At 39.5% G+C, this 24,320-nt stretch carries 28 protein-coding genes and 1 riboswitch; of the genes, 7 read left to right on the plus strand and 21 right to left on the minus strand.

Features of this window, described 5'->3' with window-relative positions; all coding sequences use genetic code 11:
- Positions 1 to 160: 160 nt before the first annotated feature.
- The 4 genes from G8761_RS20050 to G8761_RS20065 all read left to right on the plus strand — a co-directional run bounded on the left by G8761_RS20050 (position 161) and on the right by G8761_RS20065 (position 1,819).
- Positions 161 to 319 carry a hypothetical protein gene (locus G8761_RS20050; RefSeq protein ID WP_166029752.1) on the plus strand — a complete coding sequence of 53 codons (159 nt, stop codon included), beginning with the start codon at positions 161 to 163 and terminating at the stop codon, positions 317 to 319.
- A gap of 176 nt (positions 320 to 495) precedes the next feature.
- Positions 496 to 1,062, plus strand: a complete 567-nt coding sequence (locus G8761_RS20055; RefSeq protein WP_243450098.1) for an LrgB family protein — start codon at positions 496 to 498, stop codon at positions 1,060 to 1,062.
- A 151-nt stretch (positions 1,063 to 1,213) separates the two neighbouring features.
- Complete coding sequence (locus G8761_RS20060) at positions 1,214 to 1,378, plus strand: hypothetical protein (protein WP_166029717.1); 165 nt, start codon at positions 1,214 to 1,216, stop codon at positions 1,376 to 1,378.
- Between the two features lie 135 nt (positions 1,379 to 1,513).
- Positions 1,514 to 1,819: a BC1872 family protein gene (locus G8761_RS20065; RefSeq protein WP_166029753.1), complete on the plus strand. Its 306-nt coding sequence runs from the start codon at positions 1,514 to 1,516 to the stop codon at positions 1,817 to 1,819.
- A 146-nt stretch (positions 1,820 to 1,965) separates the two neighbouring features.
- On the opposite strand, the gene G8761_RS20070 is transcribed toward G8761_RS20065, so the two are convergent.
- The 4 genes from G8761_RS20070 to G8761_RS20085 form a co-directional block, all read right to left on the minus strand.
- Positions 1,966 to 2,784: an STAS domain-containing protein gene (locus G8761_RS20070; protein WP_166029754.1), complete on the minus strand. Its 819-nt coding sequence runs from the start codon at positions 2,782 to 2,784 to the stop codon at positions 1,966 to 1,968.
- 126 nt (positions 2,785 to 2,910) lie between these two features.
- The gene (locus G8761_RS20075) at positions 2,911 to 3,648 is read right to left on the minus strand and encodes an amino acid ABC transporter ATP-binding protein (protein ID WP_166029755.1); all 738 of its coding nucleotides are present in this window, start codon (positions 3,646 to 3,648) and stop codon (positions 2,911 to 2,913) included.
- On the minus strand, positions 3,645 to 4,289 hold the full coding sequence (locus G8761_RS20080; protein WP_166029756.1) for an amino acid ABC transporter permease: 645 nt from the start codon (positions 4,287 to 4,289) through the stop codon (positions 3,645 to 3,647). Before G8761_RS20080 ends, G8761_RS20075 begins: the two co-directional genes overlap by 4 nt.
- A 146-nt stretch (positions 4,290 to 4,435) precedes the next feature.
- A complete protein-coding gene (locus G8761_RS20085; protein ID WP_166029757.1) occupies positions 4,436 to 5,215 on the minus strand; it encodes a transporter substrate-binding domain-containing protein in 780 nt (259 codons plus the stop codon).
- Positions 5,216 to 5,413: 198 nt separating this feature from the next.
- Here G8761_RS20085 and gltC point away from each other — a divergent pair, with 198 nt between their 5' ends.
- Entirely contained in the window at positions 5,414 to 6,325 is a 912-nt protein-coding gene (gltC, locus tag G8761_RS20090; protein ID WP_166029758.1) for a glutamate biosynthesis transcriptional regulator GltC, read from the plus strand.
- 47 nt (positions 6,326 to 6,372) lie between these two features.
- Here the strand turns inward: gltC and G8761_RS20095 are convergent, their stop codons facing one another.
- The 10 genes from G8761_RS20095 to G8761_RS20140 all read right to left on the minus strand — a co-directional run bounded on the left by G8761_RS20095 (position 6,373) and on the right by G8761_RS20140 (position 15,997).
- A complete protein-coding gene (locus tag G8761_RS20095) occupies positions 6,373 to 6,876 on the minus strand; it encodes a GNAT family N-acetyltransferase (protein ID WP_166029759.1) in 504 nt (167 codons plus the stop codon).
- 8 nt (positions 6,877 to 6,884) lie between these two features.
- Entirely contained in the window at positions 6,885 to 7,871 is a 987-nt protein-coding gene (locus G8761_RS20100; RefSeq protein ID WP_166029760.1) for a glutathione S-transferase family protein, read from the minus strand.
- A gap of 683 nt (positions 7,872 to 8,554) precedes the next feature.
- Positions 8,555 to 9,280 carry a sirohydrochlorin chelatase gene (locus tag G8761_RS20105; protein WP_166029761.1) on the minus strand — a complete coding sequence of 242 codons (726 nt, stop codon included), beginning with the start codon at positions 9,278 to 9,280 and terminating at the stop codon, positions 8,555 to 8,557.
- Positions 9,281 to 9,298: 18 nt separating this feature from the next.
- Positions 9,299 to 10,075, minus strand: a complete 777-nt coding sequence (gene cobA, locus G8761_RS20110) for a uroporphyrinogen-III C-methyltransferase (RefSeq protein WP_166029762.1) — start codon at positions 10,073 to 10,075, stop codon at positions 9,299 to 9,301.
- Between the two features lie 28 nt (positions 10,076 to 10,103).
- Positions 10,104 to 10,703 carry an adenylyl-sulfate kinase gene (cysC, locus tag G8761_RS20115; protein ID WP_166029763.1) on the minus strand — a complete coding sequence of 200 codons (600 nt, stop codon included), beginning with the start codon at positions 10,701 to 10,703 and terminating at the stop codon, positions 10,104 to 10,106.
- A 13-nt stretch (positions 10,704 to 10,716) separates the two neighbouring features.
- Entirely contained in the window at positions 10,717 to 11,865 is a 1,149-nt protein-coding gene (sat, locus tag G8761_RS20120) for a sulfate adenylyltransferase (protein ID WP_166029764.1), read from the minus strand.
- A gap of 1 nt (position 11,866) precedes the next feature.
- On the minus strand, positions 11,867 to 12,961 hold the full coding sequence (locus G8761_RS20125) for an inorganic phosphate transporter (RefSeq protein WP_166029765.1): 1,095 nt from the start codon (positions 12,959 to 12,961) through the stop codon (positions 11,867 to 11,869).
- 11 nt (positions 12,962 to 12,972) lie between these two features.
- On the minus strand, positions 12,973 to 13,680 hold the full coding sequence (locus G8761_RS20130; protein WP_166029766.1) for a phosphoadenylyl-sulfate reductase: 708 nt from the start codon (positions 13,678 to 13,680) through the stop codon (positions 12,973 to 12,975).
- An 89-nt stretch (positions 13,681 to 13,769) separates the two neighbouring features.
- On the minus strand, positions 13,770 to 13,877 hold the full coding sequence (locus tag G8761_RS20135) for a YezD family protein (RefSeq protein ID WP_081679927.1): 108 nt from the start codon (positions 13,875 to 13,877) through the stop codon (positions 13,770 to 13,772).
- 256 nt (positions 13,878 to 14,133) lie between these two features.
- A riboswitch (SAM riboswitch) is annotated at positions 14,134 to 14,236 on the minus strand.
- Between the two features lie 492 nt (positions 14,237 to 14,728).
- Positions 14,729 to 15,997 (minus strand): MDR family MFS transporter, encoded by a 1,269-nt coding sequence (locus G8761_RS20140; protein WP_166029767.1) that lies wholly within the window; start codon positions 15,995 to 15,997, stop codon positions 14,729 to 14,731.
- 228 nt (positions 15,998 to 16,225) lie between these two features.
- Between G8761_RS20140 and G8761_RS20145 the strand changes: the two genes are divergently transcribed.
- Entirely contained in the window at positions 16,226 to 16,915 is a 690-nt protein-coding gene (locus G8761_RS20145; RefSeq protein WP_166029768.1) for a YoaK family protein, read from the plus strand.
- Positions 16,916 to 16,953: 38 nt separating this feature from the next.
- On the opposite strand, the gene G8761_RS20150 is transcribed toward G8761_RS20145, so the two are convergent.
- The 4 genes from G8761_RS20150 to G8761_RS20165 all read right to left on the minus strand — a co-directional run bounded on the left by G8761_RS20150 (position 16,954) and on the right by G8761_RS20165 (position 20,623).
- Positions 16,954 to 18,393 (minus strand): glycoside hydrolase family 1 protein, encoded by a 1,440-nt coding sequence (locus tag G8761_RS20150; protein ID WP_166029769.1) that lies wholly within the window; start codon positions 18,391 to 18,393, stop codon positions 16,954 to 16,956.
- 69 nt (positions 18,394 to 18,462) lie between these two features.
- Positions 18,463 to 18,660 (minus strand): hypothetical protein, encoded by a 198-nt coding sequence (locus G8761_RS20155; RefSeq protein ID WP_166029718.1) that lies wholly within the window; start codon positions 18,658 to 18,660, stop codon positions 18,463 to 18,465.
- A gap of 291 nt (positions 18,661 to 18,951) precedes the next feature.
- Positions 18,952 to 20,259, minus strand: a complete 1,308-nt coding sequence (locus G8761_RS20160; protein WP_166029770.1) for an ammonium transporter — start codon at positions 20,257 to 20,259, stop codon at positions 18,952 to 18,954.
- 4 nt (positions 20,260 to 20,263) lie between these two features.
- Positions 20,264 to 20,623: a P-II family nitrogen regulator gene (locus G8761_RS20165; RefSeq protein ID WP_166029771.1), complete on the minus strand. Its 360-nt coding sequence runs from the start codon at positions 20,621 to 20,623 to the stop codon at positions 20,264 to 20,266.
- Between the two features lie 199 nt (positions 20,624 to 20,822).
- Here G8761_RS20165 and G8761_RS20170 point away from each other — a divergent pair, with 199 nt between their 5' ends.
- Positions 20,823 to 21,188, plus strand: a complete 366-nt coding sequence (locus G8761_RS20170) for a hypothetical protein (RefSeq protein ID WP_166029772.1) — start codon at positions 20,823 to 20,825, stop codon at positions 21,186 to 21,188.
- 178 nt (positions 21,189 to 21,366) lie between these two features.
- Here G8761_RS20170 and G8761_RS20175 read toward each other — a convergent pair whose 3' ends face one another.
- Genes G8761_RS20175 through G8761_RS20185 form a run of 3 tightly spaced genes read right to left on the minus strand, consistent with a single transcriptional unit; the run spans position 21,367 to position 24,289 of the window.
- Positions 21,367 to 22,707, minus strand: coding sequence for a short-chain fatty acid transporter (locus tag G8761_RS20175; RefSeq protein WP_166029773.1), 1,341 nt, complete (start codon positions 22,705 to 22,707; stop codon positions 21,367 to 21,369).
- A gap of 45 nt (positions 22,708 to 22,752) precedes the next feature.
- Positions 22,753 to 23,490, minus strand: coding sequence for a cyclase family protein (locus G8761_RS20180; RefSeq protein ID WP_166029774.1), 738 nt, complete (start codon positions 23,488 to 23,490; stop codon positions 22,753 to 22,755).
- Between the two features lie 28 nt (positions 23,491 to 23,518).
- On the minus strand, positions 23,519 to 24,289 hold the full coding sequence (locus G8761_RS20185; RefSeq protein WP_166029775.1) for an SDR family NAD(P)-dependent oxidoreductase: 771 nt from the start codon (positions 24,287 to 24,289) through the stop codon (positions 23,519 to 23,521).
- Positions 24,290 to 24,320: the final 31 nt, after the last annotated feature.

Below are 24,320 nucleotides of genomic sequence, written 5' to 3' on the forward strand. Positions count from 1 at the left end.
ACAGTCTCAGCAATCGGAGGCTGTTCTTTTTTGTTAGACTTTCTTACATTGTCTTAATCGTTTCTAAAAAACCATGTCAGATTTTTTGACATTTATAATGATTCTCCTCGTTAAATGCTTTATGATAACTGACATAGTTAAACAGTTGGGGGCAGATATTGTGAAACTTAGTTGGTTTTTTCAGCTCTTGATCATTATTGGCTTCCTTTTGCTGGGTTACAGTTCAGTTGCTGCCTTTCACCTTCCTTTACCGGAAAGCGATGCCGGCATGCTTCTCCTCTTTCTGTTTCTATTAACAGGTGTGATTAAATTGGATTAGATAAAAAAAGCAGCTTCTTTTCAGTTAAAACATCTTACCTTGCTATTTATACCGCCCATTGTCAGTCTCTTTTTATCCTCCCGTTTAGGAGAGATATTAAATTGGAGTATATGCAATCTGTTAGGTACAGCTTTTTTTGTGGAATGGTATGAAAAAATAAAAAGGAGAAATCGAAAATGATTACTTATACAGAAAATGTTTTTTTCTGCGTTGTGTTCACCCTTTTATGCTACTTGTCGGGTTTATGGCTTTATATTAAATATCAAAAGAGCTGGCTGAATCCTTTGTATACCTCTTCGGTTCTTTTGATTTTATTATTGGTTTCTGGGCATATACGGGAGGATTCTTATCAAGAAGGCAGCCATATTTTTAATCAGCTATTGCAGCTGGCTGTTGTTTTACTTGCTGTTCCACTATATAAACAATGGATGTTTTTAAAGACTAATTATAAAAAAATTCTTATGGGCGTGTTTACCGGTACGGCTATGGGAGTCATTTCTGCAGGAGTTTTGGCCAGTATTTTTCACTTGAAACATCAATTAGTCGCTTCATTAATACCAAAGTCTGTCACCCTTCCAATTGCTTTAATTATTTCAAGTGATCTTGGAGGCCTTACATCAACCACCGTTTTCTTTGTTGTTTTATCCGCCCTTATTTCTTTAACAATTGGCCCTCATTTATTTAAAGGTTTAGAAATAAAAAGCAAGGCGGCCAAAGGGTTGGCAATGGATACCTCTGCATAAATGCTAGGGGCGAACCGTTCCCTTCTTTGGGGTGAAGAAGAAGGCGCAATGGGGAGCGCAGCGATGATTACCTCTGCTGTTCTACTATCCATTTTAGTTCCAATCCTGCCATTGATTTTGAAATTATAATTTTTAAAAGGAGTTAATGAAAATGGTACATTCAAGAGGGATAAAATTAGCGAAACAAATCATACAATTAGATTTAAAAAGAGATGAACTATTTGAAGAACTAGCAATGATGCTGGGCTCAAAGGCGAATGATTTGCTCAGGGCTATACAAAATCAAATAGAGCTGGATGATGATAAAACTGCATGAAAAAGAGTTCCGTCAAAGACAGTCTTGGATTGGAGACTGTCTTTTTTAATTCGAAAATTGGACATAAAGTTTAATCAGTTCCTAACCATGACAATGATAAAATATTAAAATCCGGGGAAAAGGAGGTCAAACCTTTTGAACAAAGCAGAAATCATCGCACGAAGAATATTTGGCTGGAAATTAAACAGATGGGACCGATGGTATGATTTTGAAAACAATATCTTTATTCCTGTTTCCAAATTTCAGCCAGAGCAAAACATTGACCACGCGATGCTGATTGTTAAAAAATTAGAAGAGGATGGTTTTACCTATAAAACCAATGGAGATAGCGAGGTTTGCTTTAATGAGGTATGTGCTGTAGGCAGTACCTTAGCTGAGGCTATCACAAACGCGGCCTGCGATATGGTGGACAATGGCTCCATCGCGGATGAATGGCTTTAAAATAAATTATTCGAATTGTGTTAAGAAAAAATTTGCAAATGAAGAGAAATGGATTTGCTGCGTAGAAATATATTGCCTTATTGTCCGGAGAAAGATTTCATAGGTAGAGAGCTACAATAAAAAAAGCCTATCCAAATTGATAGGCTTTAAAATCTATTTTTTAACGCTTGTTTTAAATTACCCATGGTACTGATATTTGTAAAATCAATTCCTAAATGAACGACTGCTTGTGCAATTTCCGGCCGAATGCCAATAAAGGTTGGTTTTACTCCAATTAAATTCAGAGAATGTGCTATTTTAAACAGCTGGTCTGCAACCATAGTATCCACTATAGGTACACCGGATAAATCAATGATTAATTCAGTATTCTTTAGCTCACTGCATTTTTCTAGTGCTGTTTCCATCAAGACCTTAGCCCTGTCAGTATCGATCTCCCCTACCAATGGAAGAATTGCAATATTGTCGGAAACAGAAACAATAGGTGCAGAAATTTCAAGCATGGATTGTCTGACAAAACTGAGATTTTTTGCGTGTTGCTTCACATAGGAAGTACTAAAAACATACGCTGTCTGGTCTAAAAATGAATCGATTATTTTATTTATATGTAAAAAGGACTTGAAGTTCAGTTCATCATGATTCTGATTTTCAACAAATTCCCAGATCACCTCACGGTAGACCTTTATCGTTTTCATGAGTTCATCAATTCCTACATTATACTGGGCCGCTCCGGCACCCGTTTGTTGGGCCCAGTCGGTTAATTGTTCCCACACATTCTCAGGCTGATTAGAAATAATAGCCTTACCAATATACTCGATAAGCTTTCCTCTCCATCTGACAATCTCCCGATCCTTGATACTGGATTCATTTAAAAACTGAGTGTATCTCTCATTCAATCTATGACTTATTTTGGATGATAATTGAAGCTGCTGATCTACTAGTAATGTTCCTAAATGCTCTAATGGCAACTTATATCCTCCTGCTCAGCAAGTAATTTAGTAACTTATTTATAACCCTAAAAGTAATAAAAGGCAAACTACCCAGTATTAAAAAAGCCTTCAACCCTTTTTGGATTGAAGACTTTTGATTTCATATTAAATGTGGTTTAATACCTTGCTTAGGAAGGACTTTGTACGGTTATGCTGAGGATTGCCGAATAGTTCATCAGGAGTATTTTCTTCAACTATATAGCCGCCGTCCATAAAAATAACCCGATCCCCTACCTCTTTAGCGAAGCCCATTTCGTGAGTAACAACGACCATGGTCATTCCTTCTTTAGCAAGCTGCTGCATGACCTCGAGAACATCTCCTACCATTTCTGGGTCAAGCGCCGAAGTCGGCTCATCAAAAAGCATAATTTTAGGATTCATGGCAAGTGCTCTTGCTATAGCAACACGCTGCTTTTGGCCACCGGAAAGCTCGCCTGGATAGCTGTTTGCTTTCTCGCGTAGTCCTACTTTATCAAGCAGCTCCATTGCTCTTTTTTCTGTTTCTGCTTTTTCAGCTGAGCGGACTTTCATAGGAGCAAGCGTGATATTTTCTAAAACTGTTTTGTGAGGGAACAGATTGAACTGCTGAAAAACCATCCCTACCTCTTGACGTACTTTGTTGATGTTGACTTTAGGGTCGGTGATGTTATTTCCATTAATAACAACCTCTCCGCCGGAAATATCTTCGAGACGGTTTAAACACCGCAGGAAGGTACTTTTTCCTGAACCAGATGGCCCAATAACACAGATAACCTCTTTTTCCTTTACTTCTGCGTTTATATCCTTTAAGACCTCAACACTGCCAAATGACTTTTTCAGATTTTTTACAGAAATTATAATCATCGCAGTTCGAACCTCCTCTCAACGAAACTAGCCAATGCAGAAATAAGGTAAATGATAATGAAGTAAATAACCCCAACTGTAAGCCAGATTTTGAATGCTTCAAAGGTAGCAGAAGCCTGGATTTGTCCCTGCTGGGTTAAATCGGCTATTCCGATGATAGATAATAGGGATGTATCTTTTAAACTAATAATTGATTGGTTTGTAATGGTTGGCAGCATTCTTCTAAAAGCCTGTGGCAGGATGACATGGCGCATTGCCTGTGATCCTGTAAGACCAAGAGATCTAGCCGCTTCTGTTTGTCCTTTATCGATAGACTGGATACCAGCACGAATAATCTCGGAAAAGTAGGCACCAGCATTTATTGCTACTGTAATTATACCAGCGGTTGTGCTATTTAATGATACAAAATGTAATGAATTGATTCCGAAATAAATGAAAAATAACTGAACAATGAATGGAGTGCCACGTATAGCGTTTACATAGACTATCGCAATCCAGTTTAGAATTTTAATAGGTGCAAGCCTGAACAGAGCAACTAATAAACCAAGTAAGAATCCCAGGATTATTGCAATTATAAAAATATATATGGTAACTTCGAGTCCTTTTAATAAAAGAGGAATTGCTGAAGAAATTACATCCATAGGTGTGTCTTCTCCTTTCTTAGAAAAACTTGGCATTTGCCAAGTCCTTTTTGGCGGATGCCTTAGTTTTGCTTATGGGTTCAGAATTTATGGATATAAATTCTGATTAGCTAAAAACAAAGCGCGCATTAAGCGCGCCCGTTTGCTTATTTAGCTAAATAAGAGTTGATGATCTTGTCATATGTTCCGTCTTTCTTCAATTCAGCCAGGCCTTTGTTGATCTTCTTCAATACATCCTGATTTTGGCCTTTCAGTACAGCGATACCGTATTTGTCACCATTCAAACGGTCTCCAATGATTTTAAGGCCAAGATCTTTTTTCGCAATCGCATAAGAGATAACTGGGTAGTCTTCGATAAGAGCATCAGCGTTTCCGTTTGAAACTTCCTGGAACATTGATGGGCTATCATTGAATTGTTCTACCTCAATGCCTAATTTAGAAGCATTGTCCTGAGCGTATTTCGCACCAGTTGTACCTTTTTTAACCGCTACTTTTTTACCTTTTAGATCATTAACGGACTTAATTTTGCTATTATCTTTCTTTACAACAACTGTTAATCCTGCATCAAAATATGGATTTGAGAAATCCACAACCTTTTTACGTTCATCTGTGATACTCATGCCAGCAATAGCTACATCAAGCTGGTTAGCCTGCATAGCAGGAATGATTCCGCCGAAATCCATTGGAGAAAGTTTGATTTTGAAGCCTTGATTTTTTGCAATGGCGTTGATTAATTCAATATCAATTCCCTTATATTGGTCGCCTTCTTTAAACTCAAAAGGAGGATAAGTTGTATCAACACCAACCTTATAAACCTTTCCAGCACCAGCACCATTTGTTTCTTTTGAATCATTATTGCTGCTGCCACATGCTGCAAGCACAACAGCCATTAAAAGACTTAAACTTACTAAAAGAAATTTTTTCATTTTAACCATCCCTTCTAAGTATCTAAATACATTCACTATTTTATCAGTATATTAAAAATTAGTTAAATAATATGAATATATTTTATACTAACTTTTCTTTCTTTTTACTAAATATTATCTTAATAATAAATTTCTATCTTAACAATACATTTTTTTGTTATAATTAATCTCGATTTGATATGAATTGGAGGTTTAGATATGGAGCTTAGACAATTAATTTATTTTATTGAGGTTGCAAAACAAGAGCACGTATCCAGTGCTGCGGAATCTTTGCATGTTGCACAGTCTGCTGTAAGTCGCCAGATTAGTAATTTAGAAGCAGAATTAGGTGTACAGCTTTTAGAAAAAGATGGTCGCAATATTAAGTTAACTCATATTGGAAAACTATTTGCTAAACAGGCAGCAATTGGGATTAAAGCCATTAATAATGCCAAGCAGTTAGTGGATGAATATATAGATCCAGATCGTGGAACCATCCGAATTGGTTTCCCAACGAGCTTTGCTAGTAATATTCTACCTAGTATTATAACAGCATTTAAAAAGAAGCACCCTGACGCACGCTTTCATCTTCGGCAGGGATCTTATCAATTTTTAATAGATGCCGTTAAAAACCGGGAAATTGACCTAGCTTTTATTGGTCCAGTACCCTCAAGGGATCCTGACATTCGTACAGATATACTTTTTACAGAACAATTCCTGGCCCTTTTGCCAAAAAGCCATCCACTTGCACAGGATAAAACCATTACCCTGCTGAAATTAATGAGGGAATCTTTTGTTTTGTTTCCACAAGGCTATATCCTTCGGAAAATTGTCGAGGATTCTTGTCTTCAGGCGGGATTCCGGCCTATCATCCCTTTTGAGGGTGAAGACCTGGATGCAATAAAAGGATTAGTATCATCGGGTATGGCTGTCACATTATTACCAGAGGTAACTCTTAACGACAATCTTCCAAGAGATACCGTTAAGATAAAAATTTCTCAGCCAGAGGTAAGAAGAAGCGTTGGTTTAATAACTCCTAAACACCGAGAGCTCTCCCCCTCAGAAACCCTTTTTTATAACTTCGTAAAAGAGTACTTTGCTTACTATGATGAATACAAAACACAAGCCTGAATCGGAGAATTCAGGCTTTTTTAAGTAATAAAGTTTACATAATAACATTATGTTAATTCTAGCTTGTACGCTCTTACAATGATTCCGTCATTAGCAGGCTCGAAGTCAAACTCTGGCTGCCGTTCAAAACCTATTCTTTCATATAAATGGATAGCCATCTCCATAAATTGTCCGGTATGCAGCCCAATTGCGGTACAGCCCTGTGCTTTTGCCCGCCTGATACATTCCGATACCAACGCAGTTGCAACTCCTCTGCCTCGTGTATCAGGTGAAACAGCCAGCATCCGGATTTCAGGGTAATCCAGCAATTCAACTGCCCCTTCATAGGCATCTGTTTCTGCAGGAAAAAGTGCAACACTTCCAGTTACCTTTCCTTCCCATTCCGCTACTATTAGTTCCACCCCCGGCTGAATATCCGCCTCTGATGAAATAGCCTTCTTTAAGGCCTCCCAATGCTCAAGCGGAAGGTTTTTTGAATGTTCTTTATAGGAATGAACCCTTTGTTCCCTTATAAAAGTTAATTCATTTTCCCTTGCATTACGGATTATCATCGTTTCACCTATTTCTTTAGAAATTTTTCTTCACTCTTGCTTAATGCTTCGCGGTTATGTTTCGAATATAAACCGGACAGGTCTGGCCCTTTTGGCAAAATTCCGGCTGACTTTTGGTCGTTGCTCGCTATATGGTTGGATAAATGATAATGTACCTTAATCGCATGGAAATCTGTTGTGTCTGCAAAGCCTGGAGTTTGGTATAAATCCCGCAAGTATCCCCATAGGTTAGGGAAATCTACTATTCTATTTCGATTTGTTTTAAAAGCAGCATAGTAAGCTGCGTCAAAACGGATTAAAGTCGCATACAAACGGACATCAGAGTCAGTAATAAAATCACCAATTAGGAATCTCTGCGTAGAGAGGCGGTACTCCAATTCATCTAGTCTCGTAAACAGTTTATCATAAGCCTCTTCATAAGCTTCCTGGGACTGTGCAAAACCGCATTTATACACTCCATTATTTACATCGTTGAAGATGATACCGTTAATAGAATCAATTTCCTCTCGAATACTTTCCGGATATAAATCTGGTGCATTTTCTTTATGAAAAGGTGCCCAAACCGTCTCGAAATAGTTTGTAAGTCTAAAATAATCATTATTAACAACCTTCTGTTCCTTTAGATCGACTATCACTGGAACGGTAGGACGTCCGCTGTATTCGGGGTCTGTTTTTTTATAAATCTCGCTTATATAGCGAATGCCAAGTACAGGGTCCACACAACCCTCGTCAAGGGAAAATTCCCAATCAACTTGGGGAATTTTTGGCCGCATAGGACTTGCTGTTCCAAGACTTATCACCTCTTCCAAACCTAAAACTCTTCGGACAATCACAGATCGATGTGCCCAAGGGCAAACGGCCGACCATAGTAAACGGTATCGCTCCGCCTCAACAGGCAATTCATCTGGCCCATTTCCAAATGGTGTGATAAATCTATTTGTCTGACGGTTAAAAGAACCGTCCGCTTTAATTTCTGCAGCTAATTTTTTAGACATAGTTACCTCCTCACAATTTATTAATATATTAAACGAATCGGAGATATTTTCCAATTATATTTTTTAACAATTCTTTCTTTAAGTTTAAAAATTCTTGCGTTAATCTTCTAAGTTAAGTAAAAAACAGAATCAACTTTATTTCTATTACTACAATATGTAACATGTCCAGCGGTCGGGCATGCATAAGAAGAACTCGTGGATTTGTTATGGAACTCGTGCATTCGTTTTGCGAACTCGTGCATTTGTTTTGCGAACTCGTGCATTTCTTTAAGGAATTCGTGCATTTGTTATGGAACTCGTGTATTTGTTATGGAACTCGTGCATTCGTTTTGCGATCTCGTGCATTTCTTTAAGGAATTCGTGCATTTGTTTTGCGAACTCGTGCATTTGTTTTGCGAACTCGTGCATTTGTTTTGCGAACTCGTGCATTCCTTTAAGGAATCCGTGCATTTGCATAAGAAAATCGTGCATTCCGTATACAAGAGAAGGCCTAAATCCTCATAATCGGATGTATTTTTCTTCAAAATGTATTGGTGATATCTAAAACTACTTAAAGTTACACTTTTTTCAATAAAAATAACTAATTTCATAGATTTTTGGAAGCATTTTCGAAAAAGAGGAATAAAAATCACCTATTTTACCCCGTGGGGTAAATTTAAGAGGTTATCCGCTGGGGATAACCTCTATTTATTAGTTGCGCGCTGAATCACGATGTTTTCGATTTCCCGATGCCTGCTGAGCTGGCCGGTATGTATGATGTTCTGGCCTTGCTTTTGTCTGGTGCGAACCTTTTGATTTACTTCATCTAATAGGAGACCTGAAAATAAAAGGTAAGGAACAAGAATAACCTGTCCCGAGGTAGTCTTTGTAATCTCCTCAAGCCCTTCGTCAAGTCGAGGTGTAGCAGCTGCCATATAACATACTGAAACCTCTGATACAGGCAAACGGCTCCGAATTCCTTCAGCAATTTTTGAAAAATCCTGCAGTATATCCGGGTCACTGCTTCCCCTGCCAACAATGAGAACAGAGTCTTGTTCTGACAAATCCGGTGCTGATCTCCTTACCAGCTCAGCAGCAGCATCCAGCATGAGGTCTTGGACACCAAATGGATCACTGATTGTTACTTTAATAGAGGGATTCTCGTTCATTAAAGGGGCTACAGCTTGAGGAATATCAGACTTGATATGGCCCGCTGCAAGCAGGAACAATGGAACTACCATGATTTCTGTTGCTCCTTTTTCCACACAACTGCGAAATCCTTCCTCTATTGAAGGCTCCGTCAATTCAAGGAAAGAAAGCTCCTGAATTGGAGCGTCAATTTGTTCCTTAACTCTTTCTATAAAAAGCCTTGCTTCTTCTGCTCCCTTTTTCGAACGCGTTCCATGTCCAATAAATAGAATCCCTTTCATACTAAAGCTCCTTTCAAACTAACCGTGAAGAACTGGAAGCTGAGGCTGAATTTCCTTTTCAAACCAATGAAGCTTTTGATGGAGCCTGACAACTTCTCCAATGACAATCATACTTGGATTTGAAATGCCCTCTTCTACTATCCGGTTTTCAATTGTTTCTAATGTGCCGACTACTGTCTTCTGCACGCCCAGAGTCCCCCAATGGACAAGAGCTATCGGTGTCTTTGGTGACTTGCCGGCTTTAATTAACTTATTTTTAATAGAAGGAAGATGAGAAACTCCCATATAGACACAAATCGTATCAACGGCCTTTGCTAAGTGTTCCCACTGATGTTCGGCTTCCACATCACCCATCTGGTGGCCGGTGATGAAAGCAAAGCTGCGGCTTAATTCCCTGTGAGTTACGGGTATGCCCGCATAGGCAGACGCAGCGATACCAGATGTGATACCAGGAACGATTTCAAAGTAGATATCATGCTTGGCGCATTCTTCAGCTTCTTCCCCGCCCCGGCCAAAAACAAACGGATCTCCGCCCTTTAATCGGATAACGTTTAGACCCTTCTTCGCGTACTTTACTAAAAAGTGATTAATCGTTTCCTGCTTCATTGCGTGGTGATGTGGCAGTTTTCCGCAGTAAACAAGCTGAGCATCCTTCTTTGCATGTTTTAAAAGTTCAGGATTTACAAGCCTATCGTATAAGATAACGTCCGCTTCCTGAATAAGGCGCAAACCTTTAACAGTGATTAAATCCGGATCCCCGGGGCCGGCTCCTACTAAATATACTTTTCCTGCCATTTCATCACCACCCTTTTACTCTATTTATTTAGATAATTTTATGATCCTTCAAATAGCTTAGAATCGTTTCTACCGCTTCTTCAATTGATAATGAATCGGTCTGTATAGTCAGTTCCGGAGCTTCCGGAGCCTCATAAGGAGAATCGATACCGGTAAAGTCCTTTATTTCACCTCGTCGAGCTTTTTCATAAAGCTTCTTAGGGTCCCTGCGTTCACATTCCTCAAGCGGGCAATCGACAAATACTTCGATAAACTCACCTTCTGAAAATAAGGAACGTACCTGATCCCTGTCTGAACGAAATGGTGAAATAAATGCCGTAGTTACTATTGTACCACTGTCGACGAAGAGTTTCGATACTTCCCCGATTCTTCTAATATTTTCAGTTCGATCATGATCAGAAAATCCTAAATCCTTGTTTAGTCCATGGCGGATATTGTCGCCGTCAAGAACATATTCGTGGATACCCTTCTGAAATAAACTTGATGAAACTGCGTTAGCGAGAGTGGATTTACCAGAACCGGAAAGTCCGGTAAACCATAATACTGCGCTGCCATGGCCGTTATTTACTTTGCGCTCGTTTTTAGTAATGGCTGCATCATGCCATTTAATATTAGTTGACTTTGACATTGACTTCTTCCTCCTAGACCCTTGCCTCTTCTTTCATGCCTTCGATCAATACTTCAACTACTTCCTTCCGGCTGAAGGTGGATGGCGGAAGCTGACCTGCACGAAGCATTTCTCTTACCTTTGTTCCAGAAAGAATCACGCGGTCTTCTTTGCTGTGCGGGCAGGTCTTATCAGAAGCCATACCTTCGCATTTTTTGCAGTAAAAGCTGTGTTCGAAAAATAATGGCTTTATGCCCAGCTCTTCTTCTGTAAAATTACTGAAGATATGCTGAGCATCATATGTGCCGTAATAGTTGCCTACACCTGCATGGTCACGTCCAACTATAAAGTGAGTGCATCCGAAATTCTTACGGGCAATTGCATGGAAAATGGCTTCGCGTGGACCTGCATATCTCATGGCTGCTGGGTATACACCAAGCTGGACGCGGTCTTGCGGATAGTAATTTTCTAAAAGAACACGGTAGCTTTTCAGACGAACGTCTGCAGAAATATCATCTGACTTGGTTTCCCCAACTAGCGGATTAACAAACAAGCCGTCTACAGTTTCAAGAGCTGCTTTTTGGATATACTCGTGAGCTCTGTGAATTGGATTCCTAGTCTGGAATCCAACGACTGTTTTCCATCCCTTACCTTCAAAAAGAGCACGTGTATCTTTCGGCTCAAACCAAACGTCTCCGAATACTCCTTTTTCAGGCTTTTTCACAAGAATAACTTCACCTGCTACATATACAGGGCCTCTTTCAAAAAGACGCTTAACACCTGGATGTGCCAATTCGTTAGTTTTATAGACTTCAATCGCTTCTTTTTCAAGGTCTGGCTCATACCAGCTGGATACTTTGATAACCCCATAAGCTTCACCATTATGGACAAGTTTAATTTCTTCGCCCTCCTGTAATTCTTCAGCAATTTCTTGTGAAATAGGAAGTGTAACTGGTATGGACCAGATAGTGCCATCAGCAAGTCTCATTGAGCTTACAACAGATTCATAGTCTTCTTTTCCAAGGAATCCTCTAAGCGGGCTGAATAACCCGACGCCTATTAATTCCAGATCGCTTAGTGCGATATTATCAATCTCAATTTCTTTTTTTACAGATGCAAGATCATAGTTAGGGTTATAAGCATCAATTAACTTTCCCCCATGTGGTTTTGGTAAAAATGACATTTCAATCAACCTTTCTCAGCAAATTTAGTTCTTTTGTTTGATTTTTTTCCGATACGGAGGTTGCAGCGGTTTTCTTTATCAGGAAGATGACTCCAAATACTGAAATCAACACGCCCACCATCGCAACAATCGGATATATGTTATGTTCAATCAAAAGCTGGATTAATGTATAGGAAATGACCATGGATAATACTGGTGAAACAATCCAGACGGTCAAAAGCTTAACAACGATATCTTTTTTCAACACGCTCTTTCCATGTTTGGCAAAGCCTATGCCAATAATGGATGAAGTAGTGATTTGAGTAAGGGGCACTGGAATGCCAAATACGGATGCTGTGGTTACGATTGTCGCCCCGATTCCGGAAATAATGCTTCCCTCTTCAAGCCTTAGTGATGTAATTTTTTTACCGTTTGTTTCAAGGACTCTATGACCTAAGAATGCGGCTCCGAGAGCAACGAATAATCCACCCCACAGAATACCGCTATTCGTGGTCATTAACCCTGCTGCCACTAACGGACCTACGGCATTTGCCACGTTGTTCATTCCTGCTGAAAAAGCCTCAAACAGTCCCATGCAAACAACTAAAACCGCAAGAAAAGGACCGGCTTTGGGTGAAGTCACCCATTTTTTGATCCACTTTCTTTCCAAAACAAACGCCGCAAGAATCGCAATAAGGAAAGCAGCAAATGGAGTCAATAGCCAGAACATCGCGATCCAGGCAATTTTTCCAACAAAAACAGACTGATATACAATTCCTGCACCTATAACGGATCCGACTGCCACTTCGCTAGTTGATAAAGGAATACCGAAAAGATTGGCCAGAAACAGAGATATCGCAGCAGATGTTAAAACGATTAGCGCTATGGCATTTGTAAAGGTGGAGCTTGGAACAATACCGCTCCCAATGGTTTTCACTACTTCTCCTCCGCCAAGCCATGCTCCAAGGAAGACAGCGATCGCGCAAAGAAAAAGTGCTATCTGGCGGTTTTTAATAACGCCAGCACCATAAGAAATACCCATTGAAGCAGCGGCACCGCTTGCACCTATATTAAAAGCAAAAAACAAACCAATTATGATTGCCAATATTGTGAGCATGAATGTCCTCCTTAACGAGTGTGCAGGCCACACTCTGTCTTGCTGCTTCCTGCCCATCTTCCTTCACGAGAATCACCATTACCGCTAACGGCCTGTGTACATGGGAAGCAGCCGATGCTTGGATAATTTTGATCATGCAGGGCATTGTAAGGAAGGTCTTTTTCTCTGATGTACTCCCACACTTCATCCCAAGTCCAATGAATTAAAGGACAAACCTTGATATTTTGGAACTTTTCATCTTTATTTAAGAAATCTGTATTAGCTCTTGTTGGAGATTGCTCTCTTCTCAATCCTGAAATCCATGCTTCCTTTGAGGTCAGAGTTTCCCGCAAAGGAATTACCTTTCTGATTTGGCAGCATAGACCAGGATCCCTTTTCCATAAAGCAGAACCATATTGTTCTCTCTGCTCATCAAGGGTCAACTCCGGCTTCTTTTTTTCAATGCGAAGCGATGGGAACCTCTGCTGGATTTTTTCAATAACATCATAGGTTTCAGGAAAATGAAGATCTGTATCGAGAAAAACAATATGAGCGTCCGGTTTAACCTGCTGTATAAGATCTATCAAAACAATCGCTTCTGCGCCAAAGCTTGAAGCATAAACAATCTTATCTTCCGGATAGTGGCTGTAGGCCCACTTTAATACATTGAGAGCCCCCTTTGCCCCGTCATCCAGTGAAAATTGATTTGTAATTTCTTGAATATCAACGATATTTTCCATTTCTATAACCTCCGAAATTGATTCTGTCTAAAAAAAGGCAGTCTTACTCCCTTAATCAATAAGGGGAAGACCGCCTCTAGTTTGTCTAGTCAGCGTTTATTCTGTTGAAGACGAACCTTTTCATTTTTTTCAATTTGAATGATTTTACCGTCCTGAACAATCAAAGTGATTGATCCGAATTTTAAAGTAGCAAGCATTTGTTCAAGATGAGGGATGATTTCCTCCCACTCCTCCGCCTTCAAATGGGTTCGCCTCCTTTTAGCTAATCATAATTTGTATCCATAAATTCTGAACGCACGACGGACAGGAAGTCCTATTCAGGCGAAAGGCACAGGATGTGCCGTTTTGAGCGTGATAAGTAAAATTAAGGCATACGCCAAAAGAGCTTGGCGAATGTCAAGTTTTTCTAATAACAAAACCTCTCCTGGCTTGGAGAGGTGATTTTTTACGTCCACCTTATCTCCCAAAATGATCAACATTTTGCTGGAATTGGCACCTTGTTTAACAGGTTGCCGGGCATCATTGGGCCAGATCCCTCAGCCGCTCTGGATAAGTGTTATTCAGTTGATGAAATTAATCCTACCATACCAATAGGAATTCTGCAATTGGTTAAATTAAAAAATTTTAAATTAATTCTTTTTTACCAGTTTGTTCGGTCTGGATGGTTATAAAAAAGGCCGGCCCCATAAGGATTGGCCGGACTTTTTGTAAAATGGAATTTTTGTTTTTTTATCGTGGAAAACTCTGTGTCTAATTCCGACCTGAGAGCTTAGGAATATAAAAAGACTGGATCTTTTTTATTAGTACATAATATTTAAAATGTATAGGTTGATAAAAGTCTAATTTATATCAACCGATTTGGATTACAATAGCTTTTCTTGTTTTTAAGCCATTGCCTTGTCGCCAATTCTCATATAGTGCGGTCAATAAGGATTATCGTTATCGATCGTTTTTAATTCAATAGTTGATTCTGAACGGTATGCCCCTAATTTATCGCACTCTTTTCGCTTTGAGAGAGGTTCCGGTCAATAAGACTTTTTCAATATAGTCAAACCTGTTCAGCTACCGAATGAATGGGTTCCTCTACTTGTTTTCTTGCATCAAGCTCTGGCATGATGCGATAGTATAGCAGAACACCGATGATGCCGAATGATGTGATGAAAATAGTGGTTGCAAAACTGGACATGAAAGCGCTGATAGTTACAGTTATGGAGCAGATAAGTGATGACATATTGTAGGTTAAACCTTGCACGGCCATATAAGAGCTTCTTGCTTCTGCTGGTGGCATATTAGCAAGATAATTCTGCTGCACCGGTACGCGCAGGACCTCAGCTACTGTAGCGGCAAGCATCGCGAAGAACAACAACCAGATGTTATTTGAGTAAGAAATGATAGCATAACCTGCAACAAAAACGATACTGCTGAAAATAAGTGTACTACTGTCTTTGAATTTCTCAACTATTCGTGTTGCGATCAGGGCCATTACGACAACAAGAATGGTGTTTTCTGTTCGCAAGAAGCCGAGCATTTCAATTCCGCCAAATGTCCAGTTCATTATTTGCTGTAAAGGCATTTCATCCGCAAGACGAATACTGATGTAGCTTGTAAGCTGAAATTCCATAGATAGAACAAGAAGTCCGGCTAAAACAAACAGGATAAAGGTACGGTCCTTGAAAACTTCCCTGTAGCTTTTCAGCATCGTTTTGGTATGGGCAGCGGCTGATTTTGCCATTTGCAGTTTTGGTGCAAGACTTTCATCAATGAAAAAAACAATTAGAACCCAGGCGATAAGAGCTGCAACGGATAGAGCAAGCAATAGTTCAAACAAGTAATGCTTAAACAGAAATCCGCCTGCGATGCCTCCTGTTGCGATCGATAAATTGTTCGTCCAGTACATAATCGTGTACATAAGTTTCCGTTCCTCTGGTTTGCTAACGTCAATGAGCATTGCCTGGTTTGCCGGTCCTGCCAGTCCCCAGCAGACACTATTTATGATTGTCATGAAAAAGGTAATCAGTGGAGAAGTAAACAATGGCGAGTTGGATAACATCATAATAAAAAAGGCCAGGAATCGGAGAGTTTCGGCAAGCGCAATGGTTTTCTTCCTGCCAAATTGATCGGAAAAATAACCTCCAAGAAAGCTCATCCCAATACCGACAAACACATTGACAAGCAATAGGAGTCCTGCGGTTTTAGTACCAAAATAATGAGATAAATAGATAGCCATAAAAGGAAATACCATCCCGCTAACAGTGGAGCTAATAAAGGACTCTGCAAGCCGAAGTTTAATCGTTTTGTGAAATTGAAAAATCGTCATTCATTTAGACCTTTTCCTTTCTTAAGTCTTATAAAATCATAAGTGGAAAGTGTCCGAACGAATGATCTTATAGGTTTATTTTATAAAATCAGGAAAACTATGTAAACACTGGAAGTAGGTGTTTGAATATGTCGCAATTTTCACAACTCTTTTTTTAAAAAATCCTCGTTTTGTTATTACTTTATAAGCAAATAACTAAAGTATAAAAATTCCCGAGGAGATTTAAGTATGGAAGAAAAATATAAGAAGCTGCCCTCATTATCTTCGAACTCCATTTATTTGGGGATTTTATTAGCTATTGTTGGAGGCTTTTTAGATGCTTACACTTTCGTTAGCCGTGATGGAGTGTTTGCCAATGCACAAACGGCAAATTTGGTGCTCCTTGCAGTAAATGCTGCAGAGGGAGAATGGAAACAATCGATACTTTATATCCCTCCTGTAGCTGCTTTTATTGCAGGTGTTTTTGTATCCGAAATTGTAAAGATTCCTCATATTAGAGAATTATTGTATAGCTATAGGCGTTCTATTCTTATATTAGAATGTGTCATTCTCATTGCGGTTGGCTTTATGCCGGAAAGTGTACCAGATATCATCGTTACTGTAAGTATTTCATTTGTTTCCTCTTTACAAATTTCCACTTTTAATAAAATTGATAAATGGGCTTATAATTCAACAATGGCAACGGGTAATTTAAGGACCGCTGCCAAAGCAGCCTATTCAGCATTTATAGAAAATGATGACGAAGCGAGAAAGCAATTCATAGATTTTGTAACGATTATTGGTTCTTTTTTATGCGGAGCTTTGATAGGAACCTTTTCAACCACTTATATCGGGGATAATGCCATATGGATTGCTTCGGTCACTTTGATGATTACTCTCATCTTATATCACAGGGAAAAAGGTTTTTTTAGAAAATAAAAGCCGGTATCTTTCATAGATACCGGCAATTTCTTTAATTAAAGGTTTTCACCATTTGTTTCGATTACTTCCTTGTACCAGTAGAAGGAATTCTTGCGGCTGCGTTCCATGGTTCCGCTGCCATCGTCGTGCTTGTCTACATAAATGAAGCCATAACGTTTAGAATACTCACCTGATGAAGCAGATACAAGGTCGATACAGCCCCAAGGTGTGTAACCCATCAGTTCAACACCATCCTCAATGGCCTCTCCCATTTCACGGATATGCTCTCGCAGATATTCAATACGGTATTCGTCATTGATAGAACCGTCTTCTTCAACCTTATCATAAGCACCTAAGCCATTTTCTACCACAAAAAGAGGAACCTGATAACGATCATAAAGTTTATTTAAGGTAATTCTCAAGCCGATTGGGTCTACTTCCCAGCCCCAATCACTTGCTTTTAGGAACGGATTTCGTACTCCGCCAATCAAGTTGCCCTGGCTGCTTTCCTCATCTCTTATTACCATTTTCTCGGTACGTGACATATAATAGCTGAACCCGATGTAATCTACTGTTCCTTCCTTTAATAGTTCAAGGTCGCCTTCCTCGATTTGAAGCTCGATATTATGGTCTTTAAAATATCGATTAATAAACCGTGGATACTCCCCGCGGACCTGTACATCACCGCAGAAATGGTTAAAGAAACGCTCTTCTTCAAGGGCATACATCACATTTTCCGGGTTTGAATCCCAAGAATAAACAGGAGCATAGAGAAGCATGCAGCCGATTTTGGCATCAGGAATGATTTTGTGGCATGCCTTAACAGCAATGGCACTCGCCACAAATTGATGGTGGAATGCCTGGAAAGTTGACTGGTAACGGTCCTCTTCTTTATGAATAGAGAAACCAAGACCCATGATCGGCATTACTAAACCGCTGTTAATTTCGTTAAAGGTCATCCAGTACTTAACCTTATCCTTATAACGATTGAATATGGCATTTACATATCTTCCAAAGAAGGTAACTACTTCTCGGCTTCTCCAGCCGCCATATTCTTTAACAAGTGTTACAGGCATTTCATAGTGAGAAATGGTAACAACCGGCTCAATGCCTTGTCTAATAAGCTCATCAAATACCCGGTCATAAAAAGCGAGGCCTTCTCCATTCGCTTCCAATTCATTTCCGTTCGGGAAGATACGAGTCCAGGCGATTGACATACGGAATACTTTAAATCCCATTTCCTTAAAAAGAGCAATATCCTCTTTGTAACGGTGATAGAAGTCAATTCCTTCATGGTTTGGGTAGTATTTATTTGGATCGATTTCAAAATTGAAGCCAGGCTCCTGAATGATTTTTAGACGCTGTTTTCCACCTGGCAGTACATCTGCTATATTTAAGCCTTTATTACCCTCGTGGAAACCGCCTTCTATTTGGTTAGCAGCCGTTGCTCCTCCCCATAAAAAACCTTCAGGGAATCTTTTTTTAGATTGTACCATTTGTAATTCCTCCTATTGTAAGTTCTATCTATTTACAGGTGGGACAGATGCCCTCTCTGGAAATAAGCATTATGCCTGTAAAGTAAGAAAAGCTTCACTTGTGTTTACCTTTCCCTTTTTAACAGGAGAAATTGATTCGTAGTTATCTGTATTTGTAATATTAACAGGAGTGATTAAATCATAGCCTTCTGCTTTGATGCTATTCATTTTTGATGTTTCGGCAGATTCTTTTACTTGGGTATGGCCATTACCTAAGTAAAAAACCAAATCAATACATCACAAAGAAGCTGTTAGTTGACTTAGGTTTTGCTTGACTGACCAGTAACAATCCCTTTATTAGGGTATTCCGAAACTAAAAAAACCTAAATTGCACGTCGAAAATTAGACATTGCAATTTAGGTTTTGCCTGCTTCACCAGTAACAACCCTAGAAGGCTTAATTTTAGTTAATAAAATAGTAACACCTTTTAAAAAAGGGTGCAATTATTTTTGACCAGGTATTGATATCGCTTACGAGCGGACTAAATAAAAAGCACCCCATTCATGAGGTGCTGGAATATCAAAAATCTCTTCTGACTTTTTCTTTTGGCGTTGCAACTGTAATGCCAGTAGTTTCTTCAAAATTATATAAGCTTGTTGGGAGATCGGTAAATCGTTCTAATTCATTATATGCTGGAATCCCGTGGTAAGACATATCCAAACCTTCGTCTTCTTCCCGGGCACTGGCACGGAAACCGACAGTCATCTCACAAACCTTGGCCATAAATGATCCTCCAAGTAATCCCCAAATGATTACTACCGCTGCACCTAATAATTGGATATATAAAAGATGCCCATTTCCTGTAGTTAAAAGGCCTTCTGATTTATCGAAAAGTCCTACAGCTACGGTACCAAAAACCCCATTGAATCCATGAACTGCTACTGCACCCACGGGATCATCAACTTTTAAATTATCTACTAACAAGGTAGCGTATATGACAATCAGGCCACTGATTACCCCGATTGCAATCGCACTCCATTGGGAAACAAAAGCACAACCTGCTGTAACTGACACAAGTCCGGATAACACACCGTTGATAGTCATACTTGGATCCGCTTTGCCAAATTTCTTCATTGTTAAAAATAAAGCAGAGGTTCCTCCCGCTGCACCGGCAAGCATTGTATTTATAGCTATAGATGCCAAGGAAGAATTGGAAGCATCAAGGGTGCTTCCTGCATTAAAGGCAAACCAGCCAAACCAGAGAATAAACGCACCAGCTGAGGCAAGTGGTATATTACTCGGTGCAAATACATTCGCACTTCCATCCGAATTAAATCTTCCCTTACGCGGGCCCAACAGCTTTGCCATCGAAAAGGCAGTAAACCCTCCAAGTGCATGAATGGCAGCAGATCCGGCAAAGTCCTTCATTCCAAGCTTCGCGAGCCAGCCATGTTCATTCCAAATCCAGTGTCCAGAAAGAGGATAAATTATTATACAAATCAAAACAGCAGTTACTACATATGCTTTAAAATTCATCCGTTCCGCAACCGCTCCTGAAACAATGGAAATGCATGCTACCGCAAATCCCATCTGGAATAATACAAAGGCTGCACTCGGCAGCTGAAGGGAAAGTACTATTGATTCAGGATGGCCAAATAAAGTTGTCCCTACCATGCCAAACGCATCTTTACCGAACATTACGGCAAAACCAATCATCCAAAAAGCTAACGCCCCAACCGTTAAATCAACAAAAATTTTCATAATTACATTAACGGCATTTTTGGTTCTCACAAATCCGGCTTCTAATAAACTAAATCCGCCCTCCATAAATAGAATCATTGCAGCAGCCAAAACGACCCAAATTGTATTTAAAAACTCTAGTTTCATGCTGTCAATCCTCCTGATTCGCTAAATCGTCAATATCAAAATCCGGCTGCCCTGTTCGAATGTTATATGCCTCCAATATTGGATAAACATAAATTTTGCCGTCTCCGTCCTCGCCTGTCTGAGCGGCATTAAAAATCGTTTTGATGGTTGGCTCAACCATATAATCAGAAAGAATAATTTCCAATTTAACCTTTGGATGAAGTGTTACCTGATAATTTTTCCCGCGATATACTCCCTGTGTATCCTTCTGTTTTCCTCTCCCAACTACCTGGGATACAGTAAAACCTGTAATTCCTATTTTCTTTAAATCTTTAATTGTCTCCGTAAGTCTTTCTGGTCTAATAATGGCATCTATTTTTTTCAATCGAACCACCTCATGTAAGGTTTTCTAACATCATTTGTTAAAGGATATAATATGCTGTAATGTTCGTCAACTATCAAGCCTTTATAAGTACGTTTTCAGCAATTGAAAATACTAGTTGAAAAGCGTTACAAAAGTCCAACCTGAAAATAAAAATAATCATAACTTGTTTATAGAGATGTTTTTATACGGGGTGAATAAGATGTCTATTGGGGAAAATGAAGAAAAGACAGAAAGGCATATCGATCCGATGGCTAAATTTTTGTTCGGAGGCAGAAGGTTCCAAGAGGATAATCAAGAGGAAGATTTTGAGTCAAACCATTCTGAACGCAAGGACTTCAGATGGCAGCAAAGACCTGTTTCGCGGCAAAGGAATCAAGGCAATGATTGGCTTTTGGGAGGCAGAAATCATAGAAGCCAGCCCCAGAATGAAATAGAAAAAGTGCTTAACCAGGTGGATTATGAATTACTTATGGAAACTATAGATTCCTGTTATAACTCCTACCAGCAAATTAAACCCTTGGTTTTTCCTTATTTGCAGAAATTTATAGGGAAGTTTAAATCTTGAGTATATGAGTCTTAACCTATTTTTAGGTTTCCCGAAAAGAGAAATAACTGAAATATTGATTTGAAAAGGGCATATGGAAAAATGCAAATATTCTCAAACAAATATAAAAGCTGGTTCAGAGTGAAACTTTTACTCTATAACCAGCTTAATATTTATTTAATATAGTATTTTTTAAGGACTAACCAAGATATCCCCAAATTAATACTGAAGCACTATAAAGGATACCTATCCAAACCATGATGATAACAAGATATCCCATTACATCTTTCAGCTTTAATTTTGAAATGGCTAGGACTGGCAAAATCCAGAAAGGCTGGATCAGATCATTCCAAGCGTTACCCAACATAACGGACATGGACGTTTGGCTGAGTGAAGCTCCAAGTTTATGTGCAGCTTCAATCATGAATGGACCTTGTACTACCCAATGGCCACCACCGGATGGAGCAAAGAAGTTAATAACATAAGAGCTCAATAGTCCCCAAAGTGGCAAAGTATGAGCGTCAGCAAGGTTTACGAATCCCTTGGAAATAGTGTCTACCAGGCCGGATGCAGCCATGATCGCCATAATACCAGCATAGAACGGATATTGAAGCAAAATTCCAGAAATCGTTTTAATCCCTTCGTTCAACTGTTTTACATAGTTTGAAGGAGTTCCTAAAAGAAGGATACCACCGAAAAGAATAATAAAGTTGATTGTATTAAAGTCAAGTGTACCGCCCTTAACAAAGTGGTTAACGATATAAGCGACACCCATAATGCCAATTAAAAAACTTAAAATCCAGCTGTTGTTTAATTTAGAAGCAAATGTAACGGGTTCATGTACTGCCTCAACAGAAGCAGCAATTTCCTGGCCAGCAAGTTCTAAACTTGGATCATGTTCAATAACATCTTTTTTGTTTTTAGGATGTAGAAGTGCATTAAGCAAAGGGAGAGTAATAATCGTAATAAGGCTTGTGATAAGCATAGGTGTAGTGAAAATCGTTTTAGAAAGAGGAATGACTCCCATTACTTTTTCCATCGGATGACCCGGTGTTGAAATTAATACAGGAATACTTGCTGATAATCCCAAACCATAAAGTGTGAAACCGCTATAAGCAGCAGCAATAATAAGCGGATAATGTACCCCTTTAACTTTTGAACCTAATTTTTTTGCTACGATACCACCAATGACAAGTCCGAAAGCCCAGTTTAACCAGCTTCCAATTCCCCCAACCAATGTTGCAACAATAATTGCAGTTCTGGGCTTATGGACCATATTTACCAGTTTGTCCAGTAATTTGTTGACTAGTGGAGCGCTAGCAATTACATATCCCATAGCTAGCATAACTGCAATCTGAGTTGTGAAAGCAAGCAAATTCCAAAAACCGTCCCCCCAGCTGACTGCTGCAGCCATTACCCCTTGGCCCTCAACAAGAACAGCTAATAATACAGTCAACAGTGTCAAACCAATAGCAAATACGAATGGATCCGGAAGATACTTTCTCATCAATTCGGTAAAAAAATTTGTCAGCTTTGACATTTAATTCATCCCCTTTGTTCTTTCTAAAATTCCCCTTGTATTGAATTAACTTACAATGGCTAATGCCCGAACCTGTCCGCCTGTAGCTCCCAAATATGGAATAGGTGCCCCGGAAAAAATAAACCGGGATTTAGGTATTAGATTAATATTAACCAGATTTTCAATAATGGCAATAAAATCATCGCCCTTTAACCCTAAGGATGTAGGTCTTAAAAAGTTCATATGGACTGGAAGATTCAAAGCGCCCGGTGCGTCCACATTACAGTTATCAATTCCTATAGTCTTTACTTTCTTTTCGCGTAGCCATTCACCCGCATCAATCGATAACCCCATATGATTAAACGAGTATTGGTATGGATCCTTATTAATAGACCATCCTGTATGGATAAGGACAATATCTCCAGGCCGTACCGTTGTACCAGATTTCGCTTCTGCTTCTCTAAGGTCTTTGGCGGTTACGAGTTCCTTAGGCCCGTAACGGAACGATACATCCAGCCATACTGCATCCCCATATCCACATTCCACTGGCATTTTATCGATGGTATATTCTGAGTGCGGGTCTCCATGAAAGCATGAATCCATATGTGTTCCTGTATGACCGCAAATAATAATATTTTCATTTTGAAACGAAACCAGATCATGTTCATCATAATGATTTGTCCGGTTAAAGGTACGCCAGGCTTCGTGTGTCCGGGTTCCCGGCAAAAAGAAAGGGGTTTTGCCATGTGCGGAGTGCTGAGGCATTCCCTCAAAAATCGGCATGGTTAAATCAAATATTTTCATTTTTTACTCCTTTCCTGATGGCCAAAGATTAACCCATAAATCTTCCTCCGTTAACATCCAAAACGGCACCATTCATATATTTTGATTCGTCGGAAGCTAAAAACACGGCTGCGTTTGCTATATCTTCTTTTTCGCCAAGCGTCCTTGAAGGGATTTCATTGATTACACGCTCCTGCTGTTCTTGGGAGTTTTCTTCATAGAATAATTTGTGCATGCGTTCGCCGCTGATGATGAGGCCAGGTGCAATAATATTTACGTTAATTCCAAATGGCCCAACTTCACTGGCAAGTCGTCTGCTGAAGGAAATAACACCTCCTTTAGCTGCAGCATAAGCAACTCCAGTAACAAGGCTTGAGGTTCTCCCTCCAATGGAAGACATATTAATTATTTTCCCACCGCCATTTTCCTTCATATATTTAACTGCGATCTGTGAGAGCAAGAAAGTTCCCTTTAAGTTTACGTTAAGGACCTTGTCCCAATCTTCCTCTTCGATATCTTCAAGAACTCGGGGGGTATGTAAACTTCCACCGGCATTATTAACCAGGATATCAATTTTTCCAAATCTCTTTACTACTTGGTCTACCATAGCCAATGCATCGGACTTTTTAGATACATCTCCGATAACGTAGTCCACTTCGAATTTTTCCTTTAACTCCTCGGCCGTTTGTGCTACCAATGTTTCATTTACATCATTCAGTACAATAATGGCTCCTTCTTTTGCCAATCCAACGGCGATTTCTCTTCCAAGCCCCCCTGCTGAACCGGTAATAAGTGCAACCTTGTTATCGAGTTTTCTCAACCCGCTCACTCCTTTCCTGTCTTTCATGCAA

The organism is Neobacillus terrae, from assembly GCF_011393025.1.
Lineage (GTDB): Bacteria > Bacillota > Bacilli > Bacillales > Cytobacillaceae > Neobacillus_A > Neobacillus_A terrae.

Coding starts and splice junctions, on each gene's coding strand:
- sat (WP_166029764.1), bottom strand. CDS start 11,865: ATGTCATTTTTACCAAAACCACATGGGGGAAAGTTAATTGATGCTTAT.
- G8761_RS20055 (WP_243450098.1), top strand. CDS start 496: ATGATTACTTATACAGAAAATGTTTTTTTCTGCGTTGTGTTCACCCTT.
- G8761_RS20170 (WP_166029772.1), top strand. CDS start 20,823: ATGTCTATTGGGGAAAATGAAGAAAAGACAGAAAGGCATATCGATCCG.
- G8761_RS20180 (WP_166029774.1), bottom strand. CDS start 23,490: ATGAAAATATTTGATTTAACCATGCCGATTTTTGAGGGAATGCCTCAG.
- G8761_RS20105 (WP_166029761.1), bottom strand. CDS start 9,280: ATGAAAGGGATTCTATTTATTGGACATGGAACGCGTTCGAAAAAGGGA.
- G8761_RS20085 (WP_166029757.1), bottom strand. CDS start 5,215: ATGAAAAAATTTCTTTTAGTAAGTTTAAGTCTTTTAATGGCTGTTGTG.
- G8761_RS20135 (WP_081679927.1), bottom strand. CDS start 13,877: ATGCTTGCTACTTTAAAATTCGGATCAATCACTTTGATTGTTCAGGAC.
- gltC (WP_166029758.1), top strand. CDS start 5,414: ATGGAGCTTAGACAATTAATTTATTTTATTGAGGTTGCAAAACAAGAG.
- G8761_RS20175 (WP_166029773.1), bottom strand. CDS start 22,707: ATGTCAAAGCTGACAAATTTTTTTACCGAATTGATGAGAAAGTATCTT.
- G8761_RS20130 (WP_166029766.1), bottom strand. CDS start 13,680: ATGGAAAATATCGTTGATATTCAAGAAATTACAAATCAATTTTCACTG.
- cobA (WP_166029762.1), bottom strand. CDS start 10,075: ATGGCAGGAAAAGTATATTTAGTAGGAGCCGGCCCCGGGGATCCGGAT.
- G8761_RS20100 (WP_166029760.1), bottom strand. CDS start 7,871: ATGTCTAAAAAATTAGCTGCAGAAATTAAAGCGGACGGTTCTTTTAAC.
- G8761_RS20125 (WP_166029765.1), bottom strand. CDS start 12,961: ATGCTCACAATATTGGCAATCATAATTGGTTTGTTTTTTGCTTTTAAT.
- G8761_RS20075 (WP_166029755.1), bottom strand. CDS start 3,648: ATGATTATAATTTCTGTAAAAAATCTGAAAAAGTCATTTGGCAGTGTT.
- G8761_RS20145 (WP_166029768.1), top strand. CDS start 16,226: ATGGAAGAAAAATATAAGAAGCTGCCCTCATTATCTTCGAACTCCATT.
- G8761_RS20095 (WP_166029759.1), bottom strand. CDS start 6,876: ATGATAATCCGTAATGCAAGGGAAAATGAATTAACTTTTATAAGGGAA.
- G8761_RS20140 (WP_166029767.1), bottom strand. CDS start 15,997: ATGACGATTTTTCAATTTCACAAAACGATTAAACTTCGGCTTGCAGAG.
- G8761_RS20080 (WP_166029756.1), bottom strand. CDS start 4,289: ATGGATGTAATTTCTTCAGCAATTCCTCTTTTATTAAAAGGACTCGAA.
- G8761_RS20160 (WP_166029770.1), bottom strand. CDS start 20,259: ATGAAACTAGAGTTTTTAAATACAATTTGGGTCGTTTTGGCTGCTGCA.
- cysC (WP_166029763.1), bottom strand. CDS start 10,703: ATGTCAAAGTCAACTAATATTAAATGGCATGATGCAGCCATTACTAAA.
- G8761_RS20060 (WP_166029717.1), top strand. CDS start 1,214: ATGGTACATTCAAGAGGGATAAAATTAGCGAAACAAATCATACAATTA.
- G8761_RS20150 (WP_166029769.1), bottom strand. CDS start 18,393: ATGGTACAATCTAAAAAAAGATTCCCTGAAGGTTTTTTATGGGGAGGA.